The organism is Methylophilus sp. YYY-1 (assembly GCF_029132825.1).
Classification (GTDB): domain Bacteria; phylum Pseudomonadota; class Gammaproteobacteria; order Burkholderiales; family Methylophilaceae; genus Methylophilus; species Methylophilus glucosoxydans.
In genome coordinates this window covers 100,673-125,034 of record NZ_WOVG01000003.1, presented here as the reverse complement: position 1 = coordinate 125,034, position 24,362 = coordinate 100,673, and the positions used below count along the sequence as shown (strand labels likewise).

Annotated in this window: 16 protein-coding genes; 11 read left to right on the top strand and 5 right to left on the bottom strand. The window is 56.4% G+C overall.

Going from position 1 to position 24,362, the window contains the following annotated elements:
• Window positions 1-67 precede the first annotated feature (67 nt).
• The 4 genes from GOC95_RS09770 to GOC95_RS09755 form a co-directional block, all read right to left on the bottom strand.
• Complete coding sequence (locus tag GOC95_RS09770; protein WP_275356884.1) at window positions 68-310, bottom strand: hypothetical protein; 243 nt, start codon at window positions 308-310, stop codon at window positions 68-70.
• 160 nt (window positions 311-470) lie between these two features.
• Window positions 471-1,130, bottom strand: coding sequence for an NAD(P)H-dependent oxidoreductase (locus GOC95_RS09765; protein ID WP_194747080.1), 660 nt, complete (start codon window positions 1,128-1,130; stop codon window positions 471-473).
• Window positions 1,131-1,140: 10 nt separating this feature from the next.
• Window positions 1,141-4,539: a UvrD-helicase domain-containing protein gene (locus GOC95_RS09760; RefSeq protein ID WP_275357221.1), complete on the bottom strand. Its 3,399-nt coding sequence runs from the start codon at window positions 4,537-4,539 to the stop codon at window positions 1,141-1,143.
• Window positions 4,539-7,280 carry a PD-(D/E)XK nuclease family protein gene (locus tag GOC95_RS09755; protein ID WP_275356883.1) on the bottom strand — a complete coding sequence of 914 codons (2,742 nt, stop codon included), beginning with the start codon at window positions 7,278-7,280 and terminating at the stop codon, window positions 4,539-4,541. The genes GOC95_RS09760 and GOC95_RS09755 overlap by 1 nt, the downstream gene beginning before the upstream one ends.
• A 247-nt stretch (window positions 7,281-7,527) precedes the next feature.
• Here GOC95_RS09755 and GOC95_RS09750 point away from each other — a divergent pair, with 247 nt between their 5' ends.
• From GOC95_RS09750 to GOC95_RS09740, 3 genes are all read left to right on the top strand, one after another.
• Window positions 7,528-13,518, top strand: coding sequence for an MG2 domain-containing protein (locus GOC95_RS09750; protein ID WP_275356882.1), 5,991 nt, complete (start codon window positions 7,528-7,530; stop codon window positions 13,516-13,518).
• Window positions 13,519-13,523: 5 nt separating this feature from the next.
• Entirely contained in the window at window positions 13,524-15,719 is a 2,196-nt protein-coding gene (gene pbpC / locus GOC95_RS09745; RefSeq protein ID WP_275356881.1) for a penicillin-binding protein 1C, read from the top strand.
• A 124-nt stretch (window positions 15,720-15,843) separates the two neighbouring features.
• The gene (locus GOC95_RS09740; RefSeq protein WP_275356879.1) at window positions 15,844-16,212 is read left to right on the top strand and encodes a hypothetical protein; all 369 of its coding nucleotides are present in this window, start codon (window positions 15,844-15,846) and stop codon (window positions 16,210-16,212) included.
• 63 nt (window positions 16,213-16,275) lie between these two features.
• On the opposite strand, the gene GOC95_RS09735 is transcribed toward GOC95_RS09740, so the two are convergent.
• Complete coding sequence (locus tag GOC95_RS09735) at window positions 16,276-18,813, bottom strand: methyl-accepting chemotaxis protein (RefSeq protein WP_275356878.1); 2,538 nt, start codon at window positions 18,811-18,813, stop codon at window positions 16,276-16,278.
• Between the two features lie 268 nt (window positions 18,814-19,081).
• Here GOC95_RS09735 and greB point away from each other — a divergent pair, with 268 nt between their 5' ends.
• The 8 genes from greB (at window position 19,082) to efp (ending at window position 24,249) form a co-directional block, all read left to right on the top strand.
• Window positions 19,082-19,564 (top strand): transcription elongation factor GreB, encoded by a 483-nt coding sequence (greB, locus tag GOC95_RS09730; RefSeq protein ID WP_275356877.1) that lies wholly within the window; start codon window positions 19,082-19,084, stop codon window positions 19,562-19,564.
• Between the two features lie 69 nt (window positions 19,565-19,633).
• A complete protein-coding gene (locus GOC95_RS09725) occupies window positions 19,634-20,068 on the top strand; it encodes a hypothetical protein (RefSeq protein ID WP_275356876.1) in 435 nt (144 codons plus the stop codon).
• Between the two features lie 72 nt (window positions 20,069-20,140).
• Entirely contained in the window at window positions 20,141-20,797 is a 657-nt protein-coding gene (locus GOC95_RS09720; protein WP_194747072.1) for a hypothetical protein, read from the top strand.
• A gap of 35 nt (window positions 20,798-20,832) precedes the next feature.
• Entirely contained in the window at window positions 20,833-21,177 is a 345-nt protein-coding gene (locus GOC95_RS09715) for a heavy-metal-associated domain-containing protein (protein ID WP_275356875.1), read from the top strand.
• Window positions 21,177-21,569, top strand: a complete 393-nt coding sequence (locus GOC95_RS09710; RefSeq protein WP_275357220.1) for a hypothetical protein — start codon at window positions 21,177-21,179, stop codon at window positions 21,567-21,569. Before GOC95_RS09715 ends, GOC95_RS09710 begins: the two co-directional genes overlap by 1 nt.
• Before the next feature lie 195 nt (window positions 21,570-21,764).
• On the top strand, window positions 21,765-22,268 hold the full coding sequence (locus tag GOC95_RS09705) for a 3'-5' exoribonuclease (protein ID WP_275356874.1): 504 nt from the start codon (window positions 21,765-21,767) through the stop codon (window positions 22,266-22,268).
• An 85-nt stretch (window positions 22,269-22,353) separates the two neighbouring features.
• Window positions 22,354-23,490: an elongation factor P maturation arginine rhamnosyltransferase EarP gene (gene earP, locus GOC95_RS09700; protein ID WP_275356873.1), complete on the top strand. Its 1,137-nt coding sequence runs from the start codon at window positions 22,354-22,356 to the stop codon at window positions 23,488-23,490.
• Between the two features lie 198 nt (window positions 23,491-23,688).
• Window positions 23,689-24,249 (top strand): elongation factor P, encoded by a 561-nt coding sequence (gene efp / locus GOC95_RS09695; protein ID WP_018986563.1) that lies wholly within the window; start codon window positions 23,689-23,691, stop codon window positions 24,247-24,249.
• Window positions 24,250-24,362: the final 113 nt, after the last annotated feature.

The following is a 24,362-nucleotide window of genomic DNA, read 5'->3' as shown; positions in this document are numbered from 1 at the left end:
GCTACATCGGTCAACCACATTAGATATCAGCAAGTGCCTACCAAGCGTTTGCGGCACTTGTGCAGGTTTATGCAAGCATAGTTTCCGCATCTGAACTGTCAGCCTGATCCTCATCCTTAGCAGCCATTCTGTCTACGAGGCTATTGGAAGATACCTTTGTCGAAGCATCCAACGCAAACGAGTATGTAGCAACGTCATGCTTGAAGGCAATCCCATGAGATAACGCCCAGTGCTCTGTAGATGCATAGGCCGCAACACTTGCCAACATGAGCACACTGCAAGCGAACATATTTTTAAATACTGATTTCATCCGTCACCCCTTTATTTATTTTGAAATCAGACTGTAGCAAAGGGTGGCAAGTCATTTAAATAGCCCTTTGAGGCCAATGCTTGAAGCGTCGCCGTGCGTGAACAATCAAGGGGGTCACTGGGTACTGTTCAGCAGGGGTATCCGAACGCTCCAAGTAAGCTCACTTCCAGGTGACTACCTGCGCCATGGCCCGGCGTGTTTTCGCTTTGGGTGCATGTTTGCGGTAACCAAAGGCGACCATATAGGCTAGTCCATATTCTTGCAGGTTTACGCCAAACTGCTCTGCCAGCAAGGTCTCGGTTTCTTGTTGTTTAAAGCCTTCAATCGGGCAACTGTCTATGCCACGCATGGCGGCGACGGTCATCATGTTGGCCAGCGCGATGTAGCATTGTTTGCTGGCCCAGTCGAACAGTTTGCGCTCGTCTGTGAGGCCAAAGTCAGACTGTTGAAACTGTTTGTAAAAGCCCAGGCGCATGTTGGCGATGTCGTCCGGGTGGTGCTGCACTTCACGCATGAATTGCGGCAGGTAGGGGCTGTCTGCGTCCAGAAAGGGGGATTTCATGGCCAGACACAAGACAAAGTGGCTGGCGGTATCCAGTTTGAGCGGCGCGCCCCAGGCATGCTGCTTCAGGCTTTCGCGCAGGGTTTTATCTTGCACCACAATAAAATGCCAGGGCTCAAAGCCGAATGAGCTGGGTGAGAGACGGGCGGCTTCCAGGATCAATTCAAATTCTTCTGCAGGAATCTGTTTGCTGGCATCAAATTCTTTACAGGCATGGCGGAATTGAAATGCATCGAGAATCGCTTGTGTATCTATCATCATCTGTCCTTCAAAGAATCTCCACAGGCACGAGTTTGCCTGCGCTTAAAAATAAAATAGCCGTTTTCACCGGCAAGCCTTCGGCCGCAAACAGCTGGGCATAGGCAGCCAATTGTGGCTTGAACGTGGCTGCCAGGCTGGGTAAATCATCACTTGCTGTAACGGGGGCCGATTTGTAATCGACAATCCAGCGTACACCCTCAGCAACAAAAGTACGATCTATGACTTTTTTATTGGCGGCAAGTTGCTCAATCGCCAGCTCAGAGGCTGCTTGCGGATGGTCAGCGAGCACCCAGCGGCCATCCGCTGATTGCAGCGTGGTGGTGAGTAGCGTCGCCACTTGCTGGCTGGCTGGCACAGCCTCCACTTCAGCATAACCTTGTTGCGAAAACCAGCGTTGCATGGCTGCCAGCAATGACTGGCAACCCGTGCTGGCGAGGGCTTGCCAGGCGGCCAGGCCTTGCTCGGCGATCAGTTGCAGGTAAAGGTGGGCGAGGGTGCCGATATCGGCCTCCAGGCTGCTGACGGTGCTGTCTGCGGGGGGCGTGGCATCATAAGCGCGCGCGAGATCGTTGCTGGGTTGCAAGAGGGCGGGACTGGTGACTTGCGGCAAGCGGATCAGCTTGGGCATAAACTGTCGGATATCGGCCTGCTGGCTTTGTTGCGGGTAGCGGACCACGATATCTTGTTCGCGATTGAAATGCGTACTGACGGCTGGCCACAGCAGCTGTAAAAACGTATTTTTACGGGGTTGCGGGTCACCGTTTTTATCCGGCCTGGCAATGCCGAGTAGATGCAACTGGCGCTCGGCGCGCGTGGCGGCGACATACAGCACGCGGGCGTCTTCATAGGCCGCGCGGGTTTTGTCGAGGTCGTTCAGGTAATCGTAGGGCGTGACACCGGTGTGCTGCCGCTTGAGGGTTGTGGGTACAAACGGTGCCGCGACCAGTGCGACGTCACCATCGGCCGTCGTGACTTCCTCCCAAATCACCAGCTTGGCGTCATCGGGCGGGTTGCTGCCATCCAGGCCCGGCAGAATGACCGTGTCAAACTCCAGACCCTTGGATTTGTGGATGGTCATGAATTGCAAGCGGTCATCGGCTTTGGCATCGGGGGCTGCATACAGTTTTTTCACATCTTCGGCCAGGCTTTGCGGGCTGAACTGGCCGTGTTGCTCGAGCGCGGCAATGCGGGCAAAAAACGCCTGCACGTCTTGCACATCGTTTTCATTCCATAAGCAGTGTGCGCCGCCCAGCCGCAACCAGGTGTTGTGCACCCAGCGGCTGGTGGCGGTACGGGACCGCCATTGCAAGGCCGTTTGCATGACCTCACGCACATGGCGGGCGCGGGCCTGGCCATCTGCACTCAGGCGTGCCATCACTTGTTCATCTTCGAGCAGACTCATGACGCTGCGTTGCCCGTCCTGGCCGATCAAGGCATGCAGGTCGGCCAGCGTCAGCCCGCACCAGGGTGCGCGCAGCAAGGCCAGCCAATGCACACGGTCAGCCCGCTGGTGCAGGGCGTAGGTGAGCGTCAGCAGGTCTTGGACAATCTGGCGGTTTGCCAGCTCTTCAATCTCCACCGCCTGAAAGCTCAACTCGGCATGGTTGCGCCGCATTTCTGTGACCAGCGCATGCAAGTGCTTGCGTGCACGCACCAGCACGGCAATGGTGGCATCTGGCTGTTCGGCGCGTGTTTGCTGGATAATGCGGATAATCTGTTCGGCTTCGAGTCGGCGCAGATCTGCCGGTTCTTCCTCTTCATGTTCGCTGACTGGCTGGATCAGCGGATGCACAAACACCCCCTCACCAGGCAGAGACGGGCGCGTGGCGACAAAAGGCCGGTAAGCAATCGCGCCTTGCTGCGGGGCATCCTCAGACGGCAGCATGCCTTTAAAGGTCTGGTTGATCCATTCGACCACGGCCGGGCACGAGCGGTTATTGCGCCACAGTTTGAGCGGGGTCAGCGCGATGTCACCGATGCCGAATTCGGCCGCATTCAAAAACAGGCCGACATTGGCTTTGCGGAAGCGGTAAATCGACTGCATGGGGTCGCCCACGGTAAACAGGGTACGGCCATCGCCCGGTTGCCAGCCGCGCGTCAGCGCCTTGAGCAGGTCGATCTGCATCGGGCTGGTATCCTGAAACTCATCGACCAGCAGATGCTGTATGCGGTAGTCCAGCCGCATAGCCAGCTCGCTCGCTTCGCCGCCTTCTACCAGCGCTTGCAAGGCGCGCTGGGCAATCTCGACAAAATCGACTTCGTTTTGTGACTGAAAGTGCAGCCAGAGCTGGGCCGCCGCAATATTCAACAGCTGGCTCAAGTCTGCAATCAGCGCTTCGTCACGGGCGTTGGGGTCTGGCAGCATGCGGATGCGCGCCAGTCTGGGTTCTGCGCGGCGATCTTGTGCCAGGCCGTCCAGAATCTCGGTCAAGGCCTCCTTGTAAGGCTTGGCTTCGTCGGTGGCAGGCAGTCCCATGTTTTTATCCAGCCGTTTGCGCAGCCCCCCCGTGCCGGTCAATAACAACTCGGCCAGCGCGCGCCAGTTCGGCAAATCAGCCAAGCGCGGTTGCAAAGCCACTTGCCAATCGCGTAGCTGAGCGATGGCGTGCGTGTCTGGGAGTTGACTGCCGGCATAACGCGCAATCGGCATCAGCGCCTGTTGCAAACGGGCGGGCAGATGCTGGTGAATCTGCGCCAGCTCACCTTCAATTAAATGCACCAGTGCCATTTGCCCAGACAGTGTGTGCCCGGTCTGGCTGTGATGCAGCCATTGTTCGCGTTTGGCCAGCATGGACATGAGCAGGGCTTCCAGCCTTGCCTGGTCATTATCCATATAGCGCAACACTCGCCGCACCGGTTCGCCCAGCACAGGCTCATCCATGCTTTGCAAGGCCAGCCCGGCGGCTTCGCGGTAATAAGGCCAGGCATCTTCTGTCACCGCCGGTTGCGTGCCAAAACGGCTCAGCAACGGCATTTGCCGCGCGAGGTTGGCACATAACGAGTCTATGGTGTAAATCCGCAAGCGGGCCGGACTTTGCAGCAATTGCCAGTTGAGGGCGGCCGAGCGCTGCAAGGCTTGCTGGCCAAGTGCAAACGTGATTTTCTTGTGTGCGGCTTCGGGTGCCACGCCACTGGCCGCCAGCAACAGGCTATCCAGAATCCGTACGCGCATCTCCGAAGCGGCCTTGTTGGTAAAGGTGATGGCGATAATTTCTTCGGGGGCCTGCACGGTTTGCAGCAACTTGAGAAAACGCTGGGTCAGCAACTCGGTTTTGCCCGCGCCCGCCGGGGCCTCGACAATAAAGGACTCCAGCGCCAGCGCGCGTTCACGGTTGGCGGCATCCAGTGCCAGCGCCTCTGACAAAACGGTCTCTGCTGTCATCGTTGGTGGTGTTTTTGAGTGCATCATGCGGCACCTTTTGATTGCAAGTGCTCAAACTGCAATTGCCGCTCTGGCAATCTGAGCAAAGGCAACACATCGCAATAATCCAGATCCTGCTCCGCCTCAAATAGCACTGCCGCCTCGCCCGCCTTGAGGGCTTGCGCGGTCAGCGTGATTTGCGTCCGCCAGTGCTGCAGAATCGACGGCCAGTCTGGGAATTCTGTCGGGTCAAACAATTTGTTTTTTTCGTGATTAAACGCTTTGACGCCGGGCACAATATCTTCTTCGGCGGCGATGCCGGCAAAGCCACCATCCGTCAGCCGCAGCTTGCCAAAGCAGACCGCCGCAATCTCGGCGTCTTGCAAAATAAAGGCGGCATAAATGGGCAGTTGTGGTTCGGTGATTTTATCGCTGGCCCAATTTTTAGTGTCTGGCATGCTGCCGGTTTTGTAATCAATCACCACCAGGCGGCCATCTGCCAGCGTATCCACGCGGTCTATCACCAGTTTGACCTGGATGCCTTCAATCAGCGGCTTAAAGGTTTTTTCAACCAGTGACACGGTAAACGGTTGCATGCGCTCGCGTTCGACTTGCAGCAGCCAGGTCAGGGCGAGTTTGCTCAGGCGCTCGGCTTCGAGCTGGCAAAACACCTCTGTAAACGGCTGCGAAAACTCGGTATTAAACTCGGCCATGACTTGCGCGGCAAGGGCGTCCAGCTGACTTTTCAATTCCTCTTCAGCACAGCTTTGCCAGTCCTCGCGCGGTTGTTGCCAAAATGCCGCCATCACGCGGTGGATGAGGTCGCCGCGCTGCATGACATCCAGCCCGTTATGCGGCGTCTCCAGTTTGCGGGCTTTAAGCCGGTATTGATAAAACGCCCACGCCGGGCAAATCGCCTGCGCACGCAGCAGGCCAGTGCCGCCACTGACGTGTTCGCCATCTTGCACGGGCGGGGCCTGGTGGTCGTCCAGCCATTGCCAGTGCTCGGGCTGGCTGGTGGCCAGGGTTTCCGCCAGCGTGGCGACCCCGGCACTGGCACCGACTTCGGCAATGGCTTGAATCAGCGGGCTCATGCGCAACAGGCGGTCACCTTCTTTTTGCGCATAAGAAAAAATGACCCGGTTCGCCGTGCCCAGCAGGCGCTGGTGAATCTGGCTGGCAAAGGCGATTTGCACCTCACTGCTGGCATTGGGCGTGCCTGCCTGCCGTTGCAGCTCGGCCGGGATCAGGGCATTGGTGCGCGACAGCGGGGGCCACACATGGTCGTTCATGCCCATCACCCACACCCCGTCCAGCGGCTGGGCACTGGCTTCCAGCATGCCCATGACGGCGAGGTTGGGCTGGCGCACGGTTTGCGGTTGAAAAATCTGTGCCTGACATAATTGTGTCAGACGCTGGATGGCGGTAATGGCCGGGATGGGGCCCAGCCAGGCATCCAGTGCACCGAGTTGCGCAATGACCTTGTAAAACGATTGCTGGCACTGGTACTCATGGCTGGACAGGCTGCGCTCGCCTGGCCAATGGCTGGCGGTGAGCAATGCCGTCAGGCTCTTGGCCCAGGCCGAAGGCAGTTGTTTGGCCGGCAGCTGTCTGGCCGTGGTCAGCAAGGCGTTGAGGTCTTGTAATAGCGCCGGACTATGAATCGCATGCTCATCTTGCTGCTTGCGGGTAATAAACCGCGCAAAGGTCGTGGCCTTGACTTGCAAGGGCAACTGGCGGCGCATTTCGGCGTCCAGCGCCGCGCGCGCATCGGCTTCAAACAGGGCTTGTGACCAATACACATCCGCCAGCAGCGCCGACAGTTCGGTTTGTGCCAGCGGCGTGTGTTGAAAAGCCAGCCGCAACAAGGTTAAGGCGGTATTCACCAGCGGCCAGCGCGTTAACGGCGTGCCCAGCGAAAACTCATAACAGCGGGGGATTTCAGCATGCGCAGGATGCAAGGCCTCAGGGTGAAAGGTGTCATCCAGCAGATTGGCCAGTGTGTCGCGCACAGCTTCCAGGTCTGGCACCACGATGGTCAGCCTGGCCTGTTTGTGGGTGCTGAGTGTCTGCTTGGCCCAATGCACGGCAGCGCGCATTTCGTCCAGGCTCTCAGCAAAGGCCATGCGCTGCACCTGCTGCGCGGTGATGCGATGTTCAAAGGGCTCTACGGTCACACCTGCGGCTTGCAAACGGTCGATCAGACGTTGCAAATGCGGATTGATGCGGTCAAACCCGGCCAGGGCAATGCGCTCGGGCAACTGTAGCAAGCCCTGTTGCAGTTGCGCCAATTGCCAGGCTTGGTAACGCACGCCCTCAAGATAGCCACTTTGCTTGCACAGCATCTGAAATTGCTGGCGCCACTGCATGAACTGGCGGGTTTCCTCACTGGCTGCATCCATATCCAGGCTGATATTCCACTCAATCAGGTAGCGGTTCGCCTCCATCGCTGCACTGGCGAGGCCGTTGGTGTTCAATAAATCAAGGTGGTCATGCTGGCGCAGACAATGCTGAATCGCTTGCTCCCACAGCAGCGCCTCTTGTGTGGAGGACAGCATGCCCGCCGGGGCATCCGCCACGGCAATGCGGCCACATAAAATGGCTTGCTCAGTGAGCTGGTGCAGCCAGTCTTGCAGCGGAAACACCTGCGGTGCCTGCCATTGCAACAGCCCTTGCTGCTGGTAGCTGGACGATAACCATTGCCGGATGCCTTGCGCCAGACGCGCAGAGGCGCAGAGGATGGTCGCCGCTGGCGTGGGTGAAGGAGGGAGAGAAGCGCTAGGCATGTTCAGCAAAGTGTCATTAACCAACAGGTCATTTTATAAGATAATGTCCTTTTCGGGCACCTCTAATCAATCAACTTGCGTCGCGATATTGCGTTGCGCATAAAAAGTTTTTCCTCCCGTATCAACGATATGCGGCGACTGAATTTTTTAATCGCGCCATTTTTTAATCGCGCCTTGTCAGGCTTAGCAATTTGAATGATGAGAGCTGCCCTTTCGTCCGCGTTTTTGCCATATTAAGGATCACGCTATGCTGGCCCGTTTTTTGACACACGCTGTGCGCGCACAACCGGCGCGGTTTTCTGAGCGCTTTACCAGCGGCTGGATGACTGCAAGTTGGCTGGCTGCCTGTTGTGTGCTCTGGCAAGGGTTGCTGGCAGGGAATGTATTAGCTGCAGACGCGGACACGCAAGCGCGCGTGACCTTTGCACCGCAAGGCGAGGTAAAGGCGGTCAGGCAAGTCAGCGCCCGGTTTTCGCTGCCAATGGTGGCTTTTGGCGACCCGCGTCTGCCTGCACCGTTTGACATTCAATGTGATGCCAAAGGCCAGGGGCATTGGCTGGATGACAGGCAGTGGGTGTATGACTTTGAGACCGATTTACCGGCCGGTTTGCAATGCCGCTTCTCTGTTAAAAAAGGCTTGCAAAGCGTCGCGGGCACACCGGTTTCGTCGCAATCCTTCAGTTTTTCAACCGGGGGGCCGGCCATCATCACCTCGCTGCCAGAAGAGGGCATTGAATATATCGATGAGTCACAGGTGTTTTTGCTGGGGCTGGATGCGCCTGTCAATGAAGACAGCATCAAGCAGCATGCGGCTTGCAGCATACAAGGTGTAGGTGAGCTGTTTCCACTCAAGTTGATCACGGGCCAGGCACGCGAGCAGATACTGCGCGAGCAAAAAGACCGCGCCAGCCAGTTGTTTTTGGTGTTGTTTAAAAATGCGCAGCAGGGTCTGCTGTCGGTCAAAGACCGCCGTATGCAGCAGGCGAATATTGTGGTGGCACAGTGCAGCCGCCCGTTGCCTGCGGGCAGTGAGGTGAGTTTGCATTGGGACGCAGGCATCACCTCCGTCAGTGGTGTGGTTGCCAACAAGCCGCAAGTGCTGAGATTTAAAGTGCGCGATGCGTTTAAAGTGAATGCCAGCTGTACGCGCACCAATGCCAAGGCGGGCTGTATTCCGGTGTTGCCGATACAGGTGCAGTTTAATGCACCTGTCAGCCGCCGCCTGGCTGAGGCCATCCGACTCAAACTGCCGGATGGCAGCATGCAAAAGCCGGTGATTGCAGACTATGCACAAGGCGAGAGCCTGGAAGCGGTGCAGTTCAAAGGACCGTTTACCGCCAATAGCCGGGTGGTGTTGCAATTGCCTGGTGATTTTAAAGATGATGCCGGGCGCGTGCCGGTCAATGCGCGCGCTTTTCCGTTGGCGATGACAATGGATGTCGATCCGCCCCTGATCAAGTTCCCGGCAAAATTTGGCATTTTGGAGCGGTATGCGCAACCTGCCTTGCCGGTGACGGTGCGTAATGTCGAGGTCACCTTGCAAGGCGCGCGCATCACCCCCAGCGCCAATGCCGAGCAATCTGGCCGTGTGGGCCGCTTGCAACCCGAGAATGATGCCGAACTGGCCGCCTGGTATTTTAAAGTCACCCAGCATCCTTATGGCAGTGGCGAGTCTGACGCCTTTTTGAAAACGCATGACCGTTACCCACGCGAGGGAGAAATCCCCCTGCTAATAGGCAACCAGGACATAGCTTCCAGTGAGATCCGCCTGCCGCGCAGGCAAGGGCAGAAAACGTTTGAGGTGATGGGCATCCCGCTGCAAAAGCCTGGATTCTATGTGGTCGAATTTGCCAGTGACCGCCTGGGGGCGGCGTTGCATGGCGAGCAAAAACCTTATTTTGTCTCATCTAGCGCGCTGGTCACCAACCTGGCCGTGCATTATAAAAAAGGCCATGAGTCCTCGCTGGTATGGGTGACGCGGCTGGATAATGCCAAACCGGTCTCGGGGGCCGAAGTCAGGGTGTCCACCTGCGATGGCGTCTTGCTCTGGCAAGGCAAAACCGACCGCCAGGGCCGCGCGAATATTGCACAGGCCCTTGAAGACAGCTACCGCAAAAGTTGTTATGGTCATCTGGTCACGGCACGCAAAGACGATGATTTGTCGTTTATGTTTTCACAGTGGGATGATGGCCTCAGCCCCTGGCAATTCAACCTGGGCGGCGGCGAGAGCGCGGGCCCGGTACTGGCACATACGGTATTTGACCGCCCCTTGTTCCGCGCCGGTGAAACCGTCTCCATGAAGCACTTTGTGCGCTTGCACACCGGCAAAGGACTGCGCCTGCCCGAGCGGTTGCCGGATGAGATCACCTTGACGCATCAGGGCAGCGGCGAAAGCGAGACGCGCGCGGTGCGCTGGGCCAATGCGGCCGGTACGTCTAGCTGGGTGATTCCCAAAGAAGCCAAGCTGGGCAACTATATGGTGACCATGATGGTGGAGGGCATGGAGGTAACGATGGGGCATTTCCGGGTTGAGCAATACCGCGTGCCCTTAATGCATGCCAGCCTCAAACCGCCCGCTGCACCGGTGGTTAACCAGCGTCAATTACAGGTGGATGTGCAACTCAACTATCTGGCGGGCGGGCCTGCGGCTGGCTTGCCGGTCAAGTTCCGTAGCCGGCTAGAGCCTTATACCATGCAGTTTGCGCAGTATGAGGCGTTTCGTTTTGGCGGTGAGCGGCCACAGGAAGGGCTGCACGCCATACAACCTTTTTCTTATGACCCGGAAGAAGGCTGGAGTGATGGGCAATCCTCGGATCCAGCATCTGCTGACAGTGACAAGCGCTACCCGCCCCGCACACAGGCAGTGACGCTGGATGGCAGTGGCGGCGCGCGTGTCACGTTTGACCGTTTACCTGATGTACGTACCCCCCATGCCTTGCAGGTGGAGATGGAATATGCCGACCCCAACGGCCAGATATTGACGGCAGCCACACAAGCACTGCTGCTGCCTTCGGCTGTGAATCTCGGCATTAAAATGGATAGCTATTTTGCGACGCAACAGAGTCTGGCGTTCAAGGTGCTAGCGCTGGATAGCACAGGCAAACCGCTGGTGCGGCAACCGGTAGCCGTCGAGGCCTACCAGCGGCATACCTATGCTTACCGCAAACGGTTGCTGGGCGGGTTTTATGCCTATGAACAAACCGCTGAGGTGAAACATGTGGGTGCGGTGTGCGACGGGCAAACCGATGGCCAGGGTTTGCTCAGTTGCAAGGGGGAGGCTCCGGCCAGTGGCGAACTGATTCTGGTGGCAACCACTAAAGACAGCAAAAAGCAGCCTGCCATCGCCAGCCAGGAAGTGTATGTCGCCGATGAAGACGGCTGGTATAGCGCAGGCGCCAGCGACCGCATTGATATTTTGGCTGACAAGCGCGAGTATGCCCCGGGCGAAACGGCGCAGTTTGAAGTGCGCATGCCTTTCCGCGAAGCGACGGCGCTGGTGACGGTGGAGCGCGAAGGCGTACTGGCCTCGTATGTCAGCAAAATCAGCATGCAGTCGCCCATCGTCAAGGTGCCGATCGCTGCCGAGTATGGGCCTAATGCCTATGTGTCGGTGATGGTGGTGCGTGGCCGTGTCGATCCGCAAGCGCCCGGACGCTTTGCCTGGCTCAAGCGCATGGTCTATCAGGTGGGCCAGTTTTTAGGCCTGGTCGATCATTTGCCGGTCGAGGTGGATACGCGGCCAACGGCCCTGGTGGATTTAAGCAAGCCTGCCTTCAAGCTGGGCATGACGCAAATCAAGGTGGGCTGGCAAGGCTATGCCCTCAAGGTCAAGGTGGACCCTGAACGCACGGTTTACCGAGTGCGTGAACAGGCCAGGGTCAAGCTGACGGTGACAGACCCGGCGGGCAAGCCGCTCTCGAATGCCGAGGTGGCGCTGGCTGCGGTGGATGAAGGCTTGCTGCAACTGGCCAAGCCTGATTCCTGGCAGTTGCTGGAGGCCATGATGCAGCGCCGGCCGATAGAGGTATATACCTCAACGGCACAGTCGCAAGTGATTGGTAAACGCCATTTTGGTAAAAAAGCCGTCGCCCCTGGCGGCGGTGGCGGGCAGGGCGCCAACGCGCGTGAACTGTTTGATACCTTGCTGCTGTGGAAGCCCGTGATCAAGTTGGATAAACACGGCCAGGCCAGTGTCAGCATCCCGCTCAATGATGCCTTGACCAGTTTCCGCATTGCCGCCATTGCCCATGCCGGTGCAGCGCGCTTTGGTTCTGGCAGTGCGCTGATCCGCACCACGCAAGACCTGATGCTGTTTTCTGGGCTGCCGCCGTTTGTGCGTGAAGGCGATCAGCTGCAGGCCATGGTGACCGTGCGCAATGCTAGCCAGCGACCCCTCACCACGCAAGTGACCGCCACCCCACTGGGCGTGGAGACCCCGCTTAAACCTCAGCGCGTCAAGCTAGCTGCTGGCCAGGCCGCGACCCTGGCGTTCCCGCTACGCGTGCCTTACAACGTGACCGGCCTGGATTGGCAAATAGATGCGGCGGTGGTCGGGGAGTCTACCGCGCAACCCCCAACTCGTTTGCAGATTAAAGACCGTTTAAAAGTGCACCAGCAGGTCGGTGCGGCTTATCCGGTTCGTGTCTACCAGCAGACCATACAGCAATTGCAAGCCGGTCAGCCCTGGCAGATGACGGTACAAGCGCCAGCGCAGGCGGTGCCGGGCCGGGGTGGCATAGACGTGCGGCTTAACCGCTCACTGGTCGGTAGTCTGGGCAGCGTGCGCGAATGGATGCAGCGCTATCCCTATATCTGCCTGGAACAGCGCGCCTCGGTGGCGGTGACGCTGGAGGATCAGGCCCGCTGGAATAGCGTGATGCTCAGTCTGGGCCAGCACCTCGATGGCGATGGCCTGGCGCGTTATTTCCCCATGGATTGGCTGCAAGGGGATGACAGCCTCACCAGTTATTTATTGCAAATTGCCGATGCTGCAGGCTATGACATCCCGGACACGGCACGTGAGCGCATGCTCAAAGGGCTGGAGGATTTTGTCGCTGGCCGCATTCACCGCTATGGCAGCATCCAAACGGCAGATGTCGTGTTGCGCAAGCTGGCGGCGATTGACGCCCTGGCACGCTATGACCATGCCAGACCAGAAATGCTGGATGCGCTGGAGATTCGTCCCGAGCTGTGGCCGACCTCAGGCGTGATTGACTGGTTATCCATACTCAAACGCATGCCAGCGCTGCCAGAGGCTGAGCAAAAGCGCGCCCAGGCCATGCAGGTGCTGCAATCGCGCTGGATGGTTTCAGGCACGCAGTTCACGTTTTCGACCGAGAAACAGGATGACCTGTGGTGGTTGATGGTGTCGCCCGACGTGAATGCGGCGCGTACGCTGGACTTGCTGGCGGCAGACCCGCAATTGCCTGCCGAGGATGCGGGCCGTCTCGCACGTGGCTTGTTGTCGCGACAACAGGCCGGCCATTGGCGGACCACCTTGGCCAATGCCTGGGGCGTGCTGGCGTTGCGGCATTTCCAGAAAGCCCATGAACAGGCTGCGGTGACTGGCCAGGTCGAGCTTAGCCTGGCCGGGCAAAGCCAGCATTTGCCTTGGTCACGTGCCGCCATTGCCAAGCCTGCTAAAGCAATGACTAGCGCCACCCAGCCCGCGCCTTGGACCGAAGCGGGGGGATTGCTGACGCAGTATGCCTGGCCGCAGGCGGCAGCTCCGCTGCAAATCCAGCAACAGGGTGAAGGCAAGCCTTGGGCATTTGTCACCGCCAAAGCGTCCTTACCGTTGCAAGCCCCGCTGTTTGCCGGCTATCGCTTGCAACGTGAGGTCACACCGGTGTCGCAAAAAACGGCTGGCCGCTGGCAACGGGGCGATGTCTACCGCGTCCGCCTTACGGTTGAGGCGCAAGCCGATATGACCTGGGTGGTCATCAATGACCCGGTGCCCAGTGGCGCGACCATCCTCGGCAGTGGCCTGGGCGGTGACAGCCAGCAACTGACGCAAAACGAGCAACGCCTGGGCTGGCAACGCCCGGCCTATGAAGAGCGCGCACTGGATGGTTTCAGGGCTTATTATGCCTACGCGCCCAAGGGTAAATTCACGGTCGAATATACGGTCAGACTCAATCAGCCCGGCCAGTTCAGCCTGCCTGGCAGCCGGGTGGAGGCCATGTATGCGCCAGAAGTGTTTGCCGAGCTGCCGGTGCCTGCCATGCAGGTACAGTGAGCGTGATGCGACGTTTCTTCCTGCCATTGTGGGTCAGTCTGCGCAGTCGTCCGTGGCTTTGCGTAGTGCTGGCCCTGCTGGCCGGAATCTGCCTGCTGATCCTGTGGGTGGCGACAGTGAAGGTGCCAGACTTCGGCCAGTTTAAGCAACACAGCCAGAGTTCAGAGGCCTGGCTGCTGGATCGACATGGCGCACCGCTGCAACGCTTGCGCCTGAATCATGATTACCGCAGGCTGGACTGGGTGCCGCTGGCACAGATTTCCCCACGCTTGCAGCAGGCCATGCTGGTGGCCGAGGACAAGCGCTTTTATCAGCATGCGGGGGTGGATCCGTGGGCCCTGTTGTCTGCCATTTGGGATAACCTGCATCGCCCGCATCGACGCGGCGGGAGTACATTGACCATGCAGTTAGCCAAATTATGGCTGCAAGACACCCAGCCTGGCTTTTCACACACCTCGCCATGGCGCTTCAAGCTGGCACAAATTCGCCTGGCACTGGCCATTGATCATGATTGGCAGAAAAACCAGATTCTGGAGGCGTATTTAAATCGGGTGACGTTTCGTGGCGAACTGGTGGGCATCGATGCGGCCGCGCGTGGCTTGCTGGCCAAAGGCCCGGCGGCACTGGATCGTCTGGATGCGGCCTTGCTGGCAGCACTGGTGCGGGCGCCAGCCGCCAGTGCTTCGCGTCTGGCCGGGCGCGCTTGCGATGTGCTGGCGCATACGCACACGCAGGATGCACGCAAAGACTGCGAGCGCTTGTGGATACGCGCCGCCTTGTTGCCGAAACGGCCTTTCCCCATGGCCGGGCAGGATGATGCGCCTCATGTGGCCAGGCGGTTGCTCACACAGGCCGGACAGCGTGACCGCAGCAGCTTGGATGCCAGTGTGCAACGTTTTGCCCGGCAAACATTGCAAACCCATCTGGCTCAACTGGCCAGCCAGCATGTGACCGACGGCGCGGTGCTGGTGCTTGACAATACCAGTGGCGAGGTACTGGCCTATGTTGGCTCCAGCGGCGATTTATCCGGGGCTGCAGCGGTGGATGGCGTGGCCGCGTTGCGGCAGCCAGGGTCTACGCTCAAGCCTTTTTTGTATGCACTGGCGATAGATCAGGGCTGGTTGCAAGCCGACTCAGTGCTGGATGACTCGCCACTGGCACTGACCACGCCCAGCGGCTTGTATATTCCACAAGACTATGACCGCCATTTTCATGGCGCGGTCAGTGTGCGCACGGCGCTCGCCTCATCGTTAAATGTACCTGCCGTACGCGCGTTAACCCTGGTGGGTGTGGACCGTTTTTTACACACCCTGCAACAGCTGGGCTTACAGGATTTGAAGCAGGACGCCGATTTTTATGGTTTTGGCCTTGCTCTGGGCGGTGCCGAAACCAGCTTGCTCCAGCTCACCAATGCTTTCCGGGCACTGGCCAATGGGGGCCATTGGCAGCCAATCCGTTTTCACACAGGCACCAAGCCTTTGTCCCCATCACGCCAGGTGTTCACTCCGCAAACCAGCTTTATCATCGGTGATATTTTGTCTGACCCGGTGGCACGCAGTATGACTTTTGGCTTGTCCAGCCCATTATCGACGCGGGGATGGGCGGCGGTGAAAACCGGCACCAGCAAAGGCATGCGTGACAACTGGGCGATCGGCTACAGCCAGCGCTATACGGTAGGGGTTTGGGTCGGTAACTTTTCTGGCGAGCCAATGTGGGATGTGTCAGGCGTGACAGGCGCAGCGCCGGTGTGGCGTGACATCATGGAATATCTGCACCGGGACAGCGCGTCTACGCCGCCTGTGCCGCCAGCCGGTGTCGTGGCGCAAACCGTGCATTATGTGCCAGCCATCGAGGCCCCCCGGCAAGAGTGGGTGCTAGGCAATGCGCCACTGCCAGCTACAACCACCCTTCGTCTGGCACCGCTACAAGCACAGCTGATTGCGCCACCGGCGGGGGCGGTGATTGCGCCAGATCCGGATATTCCCGACCGCAAACAAGCCTTGCTGGTGCAAGCCGCCTGGAGCGGGCAGGCTTGTCTGTATCTGGATCAGCACTTGATCAACCAATGCCGTTTGCCACAACTGACGATTCCTTTGCCGCCCCCAGGCAAACATGTCTTAAGCCTGCGGGACAAGCACGGCCAGCTATTGGATCAGCACCCGTTTGAAGTGCGGGCGATAGCCCTTAAAGCCCCGGCTTAAGTCTAGGGCCAGGCGGCCACAAGGCAAACTGTTCGCCATGACAATAAATATGGCTGTACAAGTGATTTATCCCTTATGATTCAGCCATACAATTCATCATTTACGGAAGAGCAGGATTTTAAACATGCGTGTATTAAAGTGGCTGTTATGGTTATTGTTGCCGGTGGCCTTGTTTGCACTCTATACCTGGGCTAGCTTGAGTTGGGTGTATTCATCGGGGGACCGGGTCGGCTATGTGCAAAAACTCTCGAATAAAGGCTGGTTGTGCAAAACCTGGGAGGGTGAGCTGGTGCTGGTCACCGTGCCCGGCACCCAGGCCGAGAAGTTTTACTTTACCGTGCGCGATCCGGCCGTGATTCCCAAAATCAATGCCTTGTCTGGTGAGCGCGTCCGGTTGCAATATGAAGAGCACAAGGGCGTGCCGTCAAGCTGCTTTGGTGAGACTAGTTACTATGTTTATAACGTGTTAAAGGTGAATGACGATTACAATTAACCGTGAAGCATAAAAAATGCGCCCAAGACGGGCGCATTTTTTATGCCTGGGGCTAGGCAAGCTTCAGGCACTTAAGCGCCACGTCTGTTGTGGCAGGGCGAGTGTTTCTTCTGGTGTTGCCTCCAGTTTGAACTGATTGACGGAGGCCACCAGGGTGTGCACCTGTTCCAGCATGCTTTCTGCGGCCGCGGCAGCTTCTTCTACCAAGGCGGCATTTTGCTGCGTGGTCTCGTCGATGGCGGTCATGGAGGCATAAATCTGCTGCATGCCGTCACTTTGCTGACCGGCTGCCTCGGAGATAGCGCCTATGCTACTGGAGACCTGTTGCACGGCCAGCACAATGTCCTGCATGGTGCGGCCGGCTTGCCCCACTTGTTTGGCACTGACATTGGTTTGGCTGACCGAGGTGGCAATCAATTCCTTGATCTCTTTGGCTGAAGCGGCCGAGCGGGTGGCCAGGTTGCGCACTTCGCCTGCCACCACGGCAAAGCCACGGCCAGCTTCACCGGCACGCGCAGCTTCTACCGCTGCATTCAGCGCCAGGATGTTGGTCTGGAAGGCAATACTGTCAATCACGCTGGTGATTTGGGCAATCTGGTCCGAGGTCTCATTGATACCTTGCATGGTGGTCGACAGTGCTTTAAAGGCATCGCCGCCTTGCAAGGCCATCTGGTTGGCTTGACTGGCCTGCTGGCGGGCCTGACGCGCATGGTCGGCCGTTTGCTTGATATGGCTGGTCAGGGTTTCCAGACTGGCTGATGTTTCTTGCAGGGCATTGGCTTGCGTCTCGGTGCGACGTGACAGGTCGTTATTACCTTTTTCAATTTCTGCGGCAGCCACCTGTATGGTTTCTGCCGCTTGCTTGACGGTTTCTATCGGCGCCACCATGCGTTGCAGAATCTCTTGTGAGCCTTGCAAGGCCAGCCTGAAATCGCCAGCATGCGCCGTCACATCCACCAGGCTATACAGTTGGCCTTGCTGGGCTTCATCGGCAATCTGGCGCGTATCGGCTACCAGTCGCTTCACGGACAGGATGCAGGTGTTCAGGTTGTTGATCAGCACCTTGAAGTCGCCATGGTACTGGTTATTGATAGGGGCGGGCAGATCTCCAGCCGCAATGCGTTTAACGCAGTCTGCCGCCACATGCAGTGGCGAGACCACCGCGTCCAGGGTCTGGTTGATGCCCTGGATAATCTGACGGAAATCCCCGGCGTGTGCTTCTACGTCTACCCGTGTATCCAGTTTGCCCTGTTGCGCGTCCGAGGCCAGGTGATGAACATCGCTGATCAGCTGGTGAATCGCCTGTGCGCAGTGTTGCAGGCTGGTTTGCATCAGGTTAAAGTCACCGGCAAACTGGGTGTCAATGCGGGTCGGAATATTGCCTGCCGCCATTTGATCCAGATAATGCGCCGTGGTCTGCAAGGGCGTGACCACGGCATCCAGCGTCTGGTTAAAGCCGGCCACAATCTGCCTGAATTCACCCTGATGACGTGATTCATCCACGCGTGTGGAGAGCTGGCCCTGTTCCGCGGCGGCTGACAGCGTATGCACATCTTCCATTAAGCGGTTGAAGTTTTGGCGCACCTGCTCAATGCTCTGGTTGATATAGCTGCGTTGACCAGGGAAAGCCGCCAGTGGCTGGTTGAAATCCCCTTCGCCAAAGGCTGTGACCACCTGCAAAGACTGGCTCTGCGCCTCAATATGCTCCTCGACCATCTGGTTAATGCCTGAAGTCAGTTGCTGATAGGCGCCCGCAAATTGGCTGCTGTCTATGCGGTAATCAATCATGCCGGCCCGGTGCTGGCTGGACATTTCATTCAGGGATTGCACGATGTTCTGAATATTGGCTTGCATGCGCTGCATTTCGTTTAATAGTTGGGCAGTTTCGTCGCTCCCTTGTACCGCTGCCTGCACAATAAACTGACCATTGGCGATATGCTGCGACATGCTCAGTGCCTGATCGAGCGGTCTGGTGATGGAGTGGGTCATTTTCCAGGCGATGAGCATGGCCATGACTATCGCTACCAGTAATGCGATTTCGATCTGCTTGTTCGCGCTGGCAATGGTGGATGCAAATTGCGCAGAAGCATCCGACACGCCTGCAGTGTTCATATCCATCAGCAGCCTGAGAGAATGATTTAATGGCTTGTCTGCGCCTTTGACTGTCGCATCAATCTCAGTCACGCCCATGCCTTCGTTTTTGAGCGCTTCGCAGCGTTTCATGGCGTCACGATAAGTGGTCAGGGCGAGGGTGATATTACCTAAAATCTCTTTTTCCTGGGCATTGAGCGCGCCGGTCGCGGCATAGGCTTGCATGGCTTGTTCAATATCGGTGAGGCCTTGTTCAAATTTGCGGGCTTCGCGGCCGCCTCTGAGGATGTAATTTTTAAAGTGATGTACCGCATCTCCAAGGCCTTTGCTGGCGTTTTCGATCTGGGTTCGTTTGGTCAGTTGTACGGTTTCAAACTGTTGCCAGGTCTGGTGGATATGATTAAACCCGCGCCAGGCAATCACAAAAATAAAGGTGGTAAATAAAATCAGCAATCCATAACTTAAAAACAAACGGGTGCCGACATTGAGATGGGCGAGAGACTTTTTCATACAATTCCTCAGGGACAAACTTGAACAACGGCCAGTCATCAGGCTGGCGTGGGCGTGCAGATTGCAACGCTCAACCTATTTACGTAAAACAAGGCCTGAACTAAAGCGTTTTCATCAAACTTTCACAAATGTTTCACAAAGGGAGGATGCAGCAGGCAAAAGCCTGTTTGGCAGATACTAGACCAATGTCGTTGTATGATATGCTCGGCGAGCATGGGCTTGCCTTTGAAGTCAGCGTGCGGGGTACAAAAAATGGATTTGGAATTGAATGGCTGAACAAAAAAACTATATTACGCCCGAGGGCTATGCCGCCCTGGAGAAAGAGTTTCAATACTTGATTAAAGTCGACCGGCCAGAGGTGGTCCGCGTGGTGAGCTGGGCGGCAGGCAACGGTGACCGCAGCGAAAATGGGGATTACATCTACGGCAAACGACGCTTGCGGCAGATTGATTCGCGTATCCGCTTTTTAACCAAACGCATGGAATCGGCCGAGATTGTTTACAGCCATACGCAAACCAATACTGAAAAAGTGTTTTTTGGCGCCTGGGTGACCTTGTTTAACCTTGGTGATGACAGCGAAAAAACCATACGCATCGTCGGCCAGGATGAGTTGGATCCTTCGCAAGGCTATATTTCGTGGGTATCGCCGATGGCGAGAGCGCTGCTGGGCAAAAATCTGGGCGATACCGTACATGTGGTGACGCCAGGGGCCGACACCGAGTATGAAATTATTGATATCCGTTATGCCTGATGGAAGCATCGCGCCGCTCCCGCTGCTGGCAGCATCATGTAAAAGTATCGACAAAGACTTGAACTAATCATGGCCAGGCCTTATCCTAAAGACATGCGTAAACGTCTCTGCTTGTTCCTGATTTTCTGGTTGCCATGCTTTGTCATGGCTGCCAACGTCATGTCATTGCAGATGACCTTGGCTGACCAGGCCTTCAATCTGGCCGCACATGCTGTGTCTTCTCATGAACGCTCTGCTCAAGTGCAATCGCAGGCCGAAGCCATGCCTTGCCACCATATGGCAGACGCGCATAAACATGCCATGCCTGAAGGGGATACTGAAGTCGCGCCCGGTCATCAGTGCAGTGTCTGCGGTTTTTGCATGGTTAGCACCGGTGTGGCCGATCTGCAAGCTTTTCCAGCTGTTGTCTTCTTCGCACAGTCTCATGCTGCCCCCTTGTTTGAGGCAGATCCTGTGCACTCACAAACTTACCCTCCCGCGATCAAGCCACCCATATTCGCTTAACGCCCAGGACAAATCCGTCCGTATCTAGCGTTTTTGCACAATGCGTTTTTGCATTTTGAATATGGAGGCTATATGTTTAAGCAACGTTATGTTGCCTGTGGCGCCTTCTTGCTCAGCCAGATTAGTTTGCCTGCCCACGCGGCGGCGCTGATGGGGTTTGAGGACAGCGCCATGCTCATGACCGAGATCGGTCGCTACAACCAGGAATGGATGTTGAATTACTCGCCCACCTTTGGGCATGCCATTGGCGTCGAGCAAATGCGCATGTCGGGGAAAGGCGAGCAAGCCACCACCATTTCCGGGATCAATTACACCGGCATCATCAAACGCTGGAACCTGCCGTCTGCCCAGGCCAATGTCTGGTTTAACGGCAGCGTCGGCGAGGCAAGCGGGCACTATGATGGCTTTGCCTATACGCCCAGTCTGCAATTTGATGTGGAGTCTACCCGGCTGTATTTTCTCGCCAAGGCGCGCATGATCCGCGCCCCTCACATGAACTATGACACCGCCGCCGTGCAAGCTGGGTTTTCATTTTATGAAACCGGCTTTAACGAGACCCAGCCATGGTTTGTCATGGAGGTTAAAACCATGCGCAACAACGATCCGTCCGTGCAGGTGACGCCTGCACTAAGGCTCATCAACAAAAACTACTTTCTTGAGTTTGGGGTGACCAACCCCTGGCAAGGCGAGGGCTTTGCGCCGCGCCTGAATGCCATGTTTGTGTTTTAACCCTGATTGAATATTGAATAAAAGGAATCTGAATCATGAAAAAATTACTGATTACATTAATGCTGTCTGCAATGACCCCTGCGGCTTTTGCCGTGACCACGATCAAGGCCGAAGTCAACGGCATGGTCTGCGCGTTTTGTGCCAAAGGCATCGAGAAAAAACTCAATGCCTTGCCACAGAAACAGGCTGCTTTTGTTGACCTGAAAAGCCGGGTGGTTGCCTTGCAACTCAAAGATGGCCAGGAGGTCTCCGACGCGGCCTTTAGCAAAGTGATTGAAGATGCTGGCTATACGGTGGCCAAGCTGGCCCGGGTGAACCAGACTGTTGAAGCGATTCAGGCAGAAGTGGCCAAGGCAGATCACCAGGCAGGTAGCAAATGATGGCCGCAGAAATCAATCATTTGCAGGCGAGCAAGCGCTTGAATCTGCTGTCGCTATTCACCAGTGGCTCGACGCTGATTTGCTGTGCCTTGCCAGCCACGCTGGTGGCGATCGGCTCGGTGGCAACCTTGACCAGCCTGATCAGCCATTTTCCGCAACTGATCTGGATCAGCGAGCATAAGCCGCTGGTGTTTGGCCTGGCCGGCAGCATGTTGCTGCTGGCCGGCATCATGCAGTGGCGTGCGCGCAATTTGCCTTGCCCAGTGGATCCACAGTTAGCCAAGCTATGCCAGCAAACCCGGCGGCAAAGCCTGTGGATTTACGGGTTTTCTGTGGTCATCTTTTTGGTCGGCAGCTTCTTTGCTTTTATTGCCCCCTTATTGATCGCTTGAGTTGCATCCCCTGGTGTTGGATGAATCAGGGGTAGGACATTCAGCCGCGTTTATGCGGCTGAATGTCAATAAGCGGTTGAAAACAAATGCTTTTAATTCATTTGCACGTCATATTCCTGCGTATAATTCTGTTTCATTAAAGAAGTCCGTCTTTTTGACGATGACTAAATTAGAAAAACAATGCAGAGAGTTGCCATGAATCCACCTATCATCATCGACATTGAAGCCTCTGGCTTTGGCGCGGGCAGTTATCCGGTCGAAATTGGCTATGTGGATAAAAGCGGGCAGACCTGGAGTGCGCAAGTACAGCCGCATGCGGACTGGCTGCACTGGGATGATGAAGCGGAAAAACTACACCATCAATCCCGTCAGTCGCTGGAAACTTATGGCGCGACGGCACGCGAGATTGCCTTGCATTTGAATCATATGCTCAATGGCAAAACGGTGTATACCGATGGCTGGTATCAAGACTTCGTCTGGTTACACGGCTTGTATGAGGCCGCCGGCTTGAGCCCCAACTTCAAGCTTGAAGATTTGAGCCTGACGCTCACGCTTGACCAGAAAGCCATCTGGCATGAGACCAAGCAGCGCCTGCGTGAGCAAATGGCTTTGGAGCCCCATCGCGCGTCGACCGATGCCAAGCTGTTGCAATTGACCTGGCTAGAAACCGCTGAAATGACTACCGCCTCAGCGGCATAAACGCGCCAGGCTGCCGACCACTGGCAAGATCGGGTAGACTAGCGCTTCCTGAGTTTCAGCGGCATTCCCCCGTTTTATTCCTCCTATGTGTGCGACTCATATACACCTTGTTGCGTCACTTCCACAAGCTTTGTCTGGCGCCCGCTGGGATATTTTTTGCAAAGTGGTGGATAACTTTGGCGATATTGGCGTGTGCTGGCGCCTGGCCAGGCAATTGGCCGATGAGTACGATATTGCATTGCGCCTGTGGGTGGATGATCTTGCGTTGGCCGAACGTTTTGCGGGTGCTGGACATGCCCGCATTGAGTTACAGCAGTGGACTGCAGACGCAGATTTTTCACCAGCGGCCGATATCGTCATTGAAACCTTTGGCTGTGGTTTGCCAGAGATTTATCAGCAAGCCATGTTGCGCGGCACTGCCACTTGGATCAATGTCGATTATTTATCTGCAGAACCCTGGGTAGAGGGGTTTCATGCACAACCCTCACCACAAGCCAATGGTTTGATCCGTTATTTCTTTTACCCCGGGTTTACGCAGCAGACCGGTGGCCTGCTGCGTGAGGCCAGCTTGCCCGCATGGCAGGCAACGGCAGATTGGTCAACCTTTGAACCTGCGCCGCCGATAGCCGCATCCCCTCAAGCACTCACGCTCTCCTTGTTTTGCTACGCGCATGCCCCGCTGGCCGCATTGGTGACGTCGCTTGCGCAGTCTCTCAAGCCAGTGCGTGTACTGGTGCCAGAAACCGTCGCGCCCATGCTGGCCGAGGCGTTGGGGAGTAGCCCATTGCGGGTGGGTGAGACGATCCAGCGCGAGCAGTGTAGGTTTCTCGTTATTCCGTTTTTATCGCAAGCGGATTACGACCGCCTGCTTTACCTGTGCGATGTGAATTTTGTCCGCGGGGAGGATAGCTGGATACGGGCATTGTGGGCAGGCAAACCCATGATCTGGTTGCCGTATCAGCAAAGCGAAGAAACGCATCTGGTTAAACTCAATGCCTTTCTCGATCACTATCTGGCACAAGCCGAAGCCTCGGTTGCCGAAACCGTGCGTGAAACCATGCTGGCCTGGGCACGCGGGCACTGGCGTCCTGACTTGTGGCAATCGCTGGTCACTGCATTGCCCGCGCTTGCCAGTCATGCGCAAGCGTTTAAAGCGCAACAATCGCAGCAGCCAGATCTCGCCACCAACTTGGTGCGTTTTATTGACAAAATCCGGCGTTAAGTGAGCGATGAGCATAAAGCGCAATGCGCTAACAACGCAGCAAGCAAGGCAGTCGATGAGATACGACTTGTGCACGGGTCCCGCGCAACACAGCAATTTGCAAGCGTGGTCACTTAATCCCTTGTTTTCTTGAGAAATGTCACGCATATCGGGTATAATCCGGCGTTTTAAAATCCCGCATACAAATTAAGGCTTATTATGAAAATCGCTCAAGAACTCCGCGTTGGCAACGTAGTGATGATTGGCAACGACCCGATGGTGGTTGTAAAGACTGAATATAACAAATCCGGCCGTAACGCGGCTGTGGTGAAAATGAAAATGAAAAACTTGCTGACTGAAGCGCCTAGCGAAAACGTCTACAACGCACAGGACAAGTTTGATGTGATCGTGCTCGAAAAGAAAGAAGTGACTTACTCTTACTTTGCTGATCCTACCTACGTATTTATGGATGCTGAATACAACCAATACGATGTGGACGCCGAGTTTATGGAAGACGCGCTGCCATACCTCGAAGACGGCATGCCATGTGAAGTGCGTTTCTACGAAGGCAAAGCGATTTCTATCGAACTGCCAACCACTGTGGTGCGTGAGATCACTTATACCGAGCCTGCAGTCAAAGGCGATACTTCAGGTAAAGTCATGAAACCAGCAAAAATCGCTTCCGGTTTTGAAATTCCAGTGCCTTTGTTTGTGAACCAGGGCGACAAAATCGAGATCGATACCCGCACAGGTGAATACCGCAACCGCGTGATGAAATAATTCATCTGCTTGCGATGACCAACCCCGGATTTTCCGGGGTTTTTTATTGCCTGCCACTGGAGATGACAGTGCGATGATGCCGGGTAGTGCGTCATTCTAGGAAATAATGCAAT

What these genes read in the sequence shown, in the direction of transcription:
- GOC95_RS09770 (WP_275356884.1), bottom strand. Translation starts at nt 310, where the DNA reads ATGAAATCAGTATTTAAAAATATGTTCGCTTGCAGTGTGCTCATGTTG.
- GOC95_RS09765 (WP_194747080.1), bottom strand. Translation starts at nt 1,130, where the DNA reads ATGATAGATACACAAGCGATTCTCGATGCATTTCAATTCCGCCATGCC.
- GOC95_RS09760 (WP_275357221.1), bottom strand. Translation starts at nt 4,539, where the DNA reads ATGCACTCAAAAACACCACCAACGATGACAGCAGAGACCGTTTTGTCA.
- GOC95_RS09755 (WP_275356883.1), bottom strand. Translation starts at nt 7,280, where the DNA reads ATGCCTAGCGCTTCTCTCCCTCCTTCACCCACGCCAGCGGCGACCATC.
- GOC95_RS09750 (WP_275356882.1), top strand. Translation starts at nt 7,528, where the DNA reads ATGCTGGCCCGTTTTTTGACACACGCTGTGCGCGCACAACCGGCGCGG.
- pbpC (WP_275356881.1), top strand. Translation starts at nt 13,524, where the DNA reads ATGCGACGTTTCTTCCTGCCATTGTGGGTCAGTCTGCGCAGTCGTCCG.
- GOC95_RS09740 (WP_275356879.1), top strand. Translation starts at nt 15,844, where the DNA reads ATGCGTGTATTAAAGTGGCTGTTATGGTTATTGTTGCCGGTGGCCTTG.
- GOC95_RS09735 (WP_275356878.1), bottom strand. Translation starts at nt 18,813, where the DNA reads ATGAAAAAGTCTCTCGCCCATCTCAATGTCGGCACCCGTTTGTTTTTA.
- greB (WP_275356877.1), top strand. Translation starts at nt 19,082, where the DNA reads ATGGCTGAACAAAAAAACTATATTACGCCCGAGGGCTATGCCGCCCTG.
- GOC95_RS09725 (WP_275356876.1), top strand. Translation starts at nt 19,634, where the DNA reads ATGGCCAGGCCTTATCCTAAAGACATGCGTAAACGTCTCTGCTTGTTC.
- GOC95_RS09720 (WP_194747072.1), top strand. Translation starts at nt 20,141, where the DNA reads ATGTTTAAGCAACGTTATGTTGCCTGTGGCGCCTTCTTGCTCAGCCAG.
- GOC95_RS09715 (WP_275356875.1), top strand. Translation starts at nt 20,833, where the DNA reads ATGAAAAAATTACTGATTACATTAATGCTGTCTGCAATGACCCCTGCG.
- GOC95_RS09710 (WP_275357220.1), top strand. Translation starts at nt 21,177, where the DNA reads ATGGCCGCAGAAATCAATCATTTGCAGGCGAGCAAGCGCTTGAATCTG.
- GOC95_RS09705 (WP_275356874.1), top strand. Translation starts at nt 21,765, where the DNA reads ATGAATCCACCTATCATCATCGACATTGAAGCCTCTGGCTTTGGCGCG.
- earP (WP_275356873.1), top strand. Translation starts at nt 22,354, where the DNA reads ATGTGTGCGACTCATATACACCTTGTTGCGTCACTTCCACAAGCTTTG.
- efp (WP_018986563.1), top strand. Translation starts at nt 23,689, where the DNA reads ATGAAAATCGCTCAAGAACTCCGCGTTGGCAACGTAGTGATGATTGGC.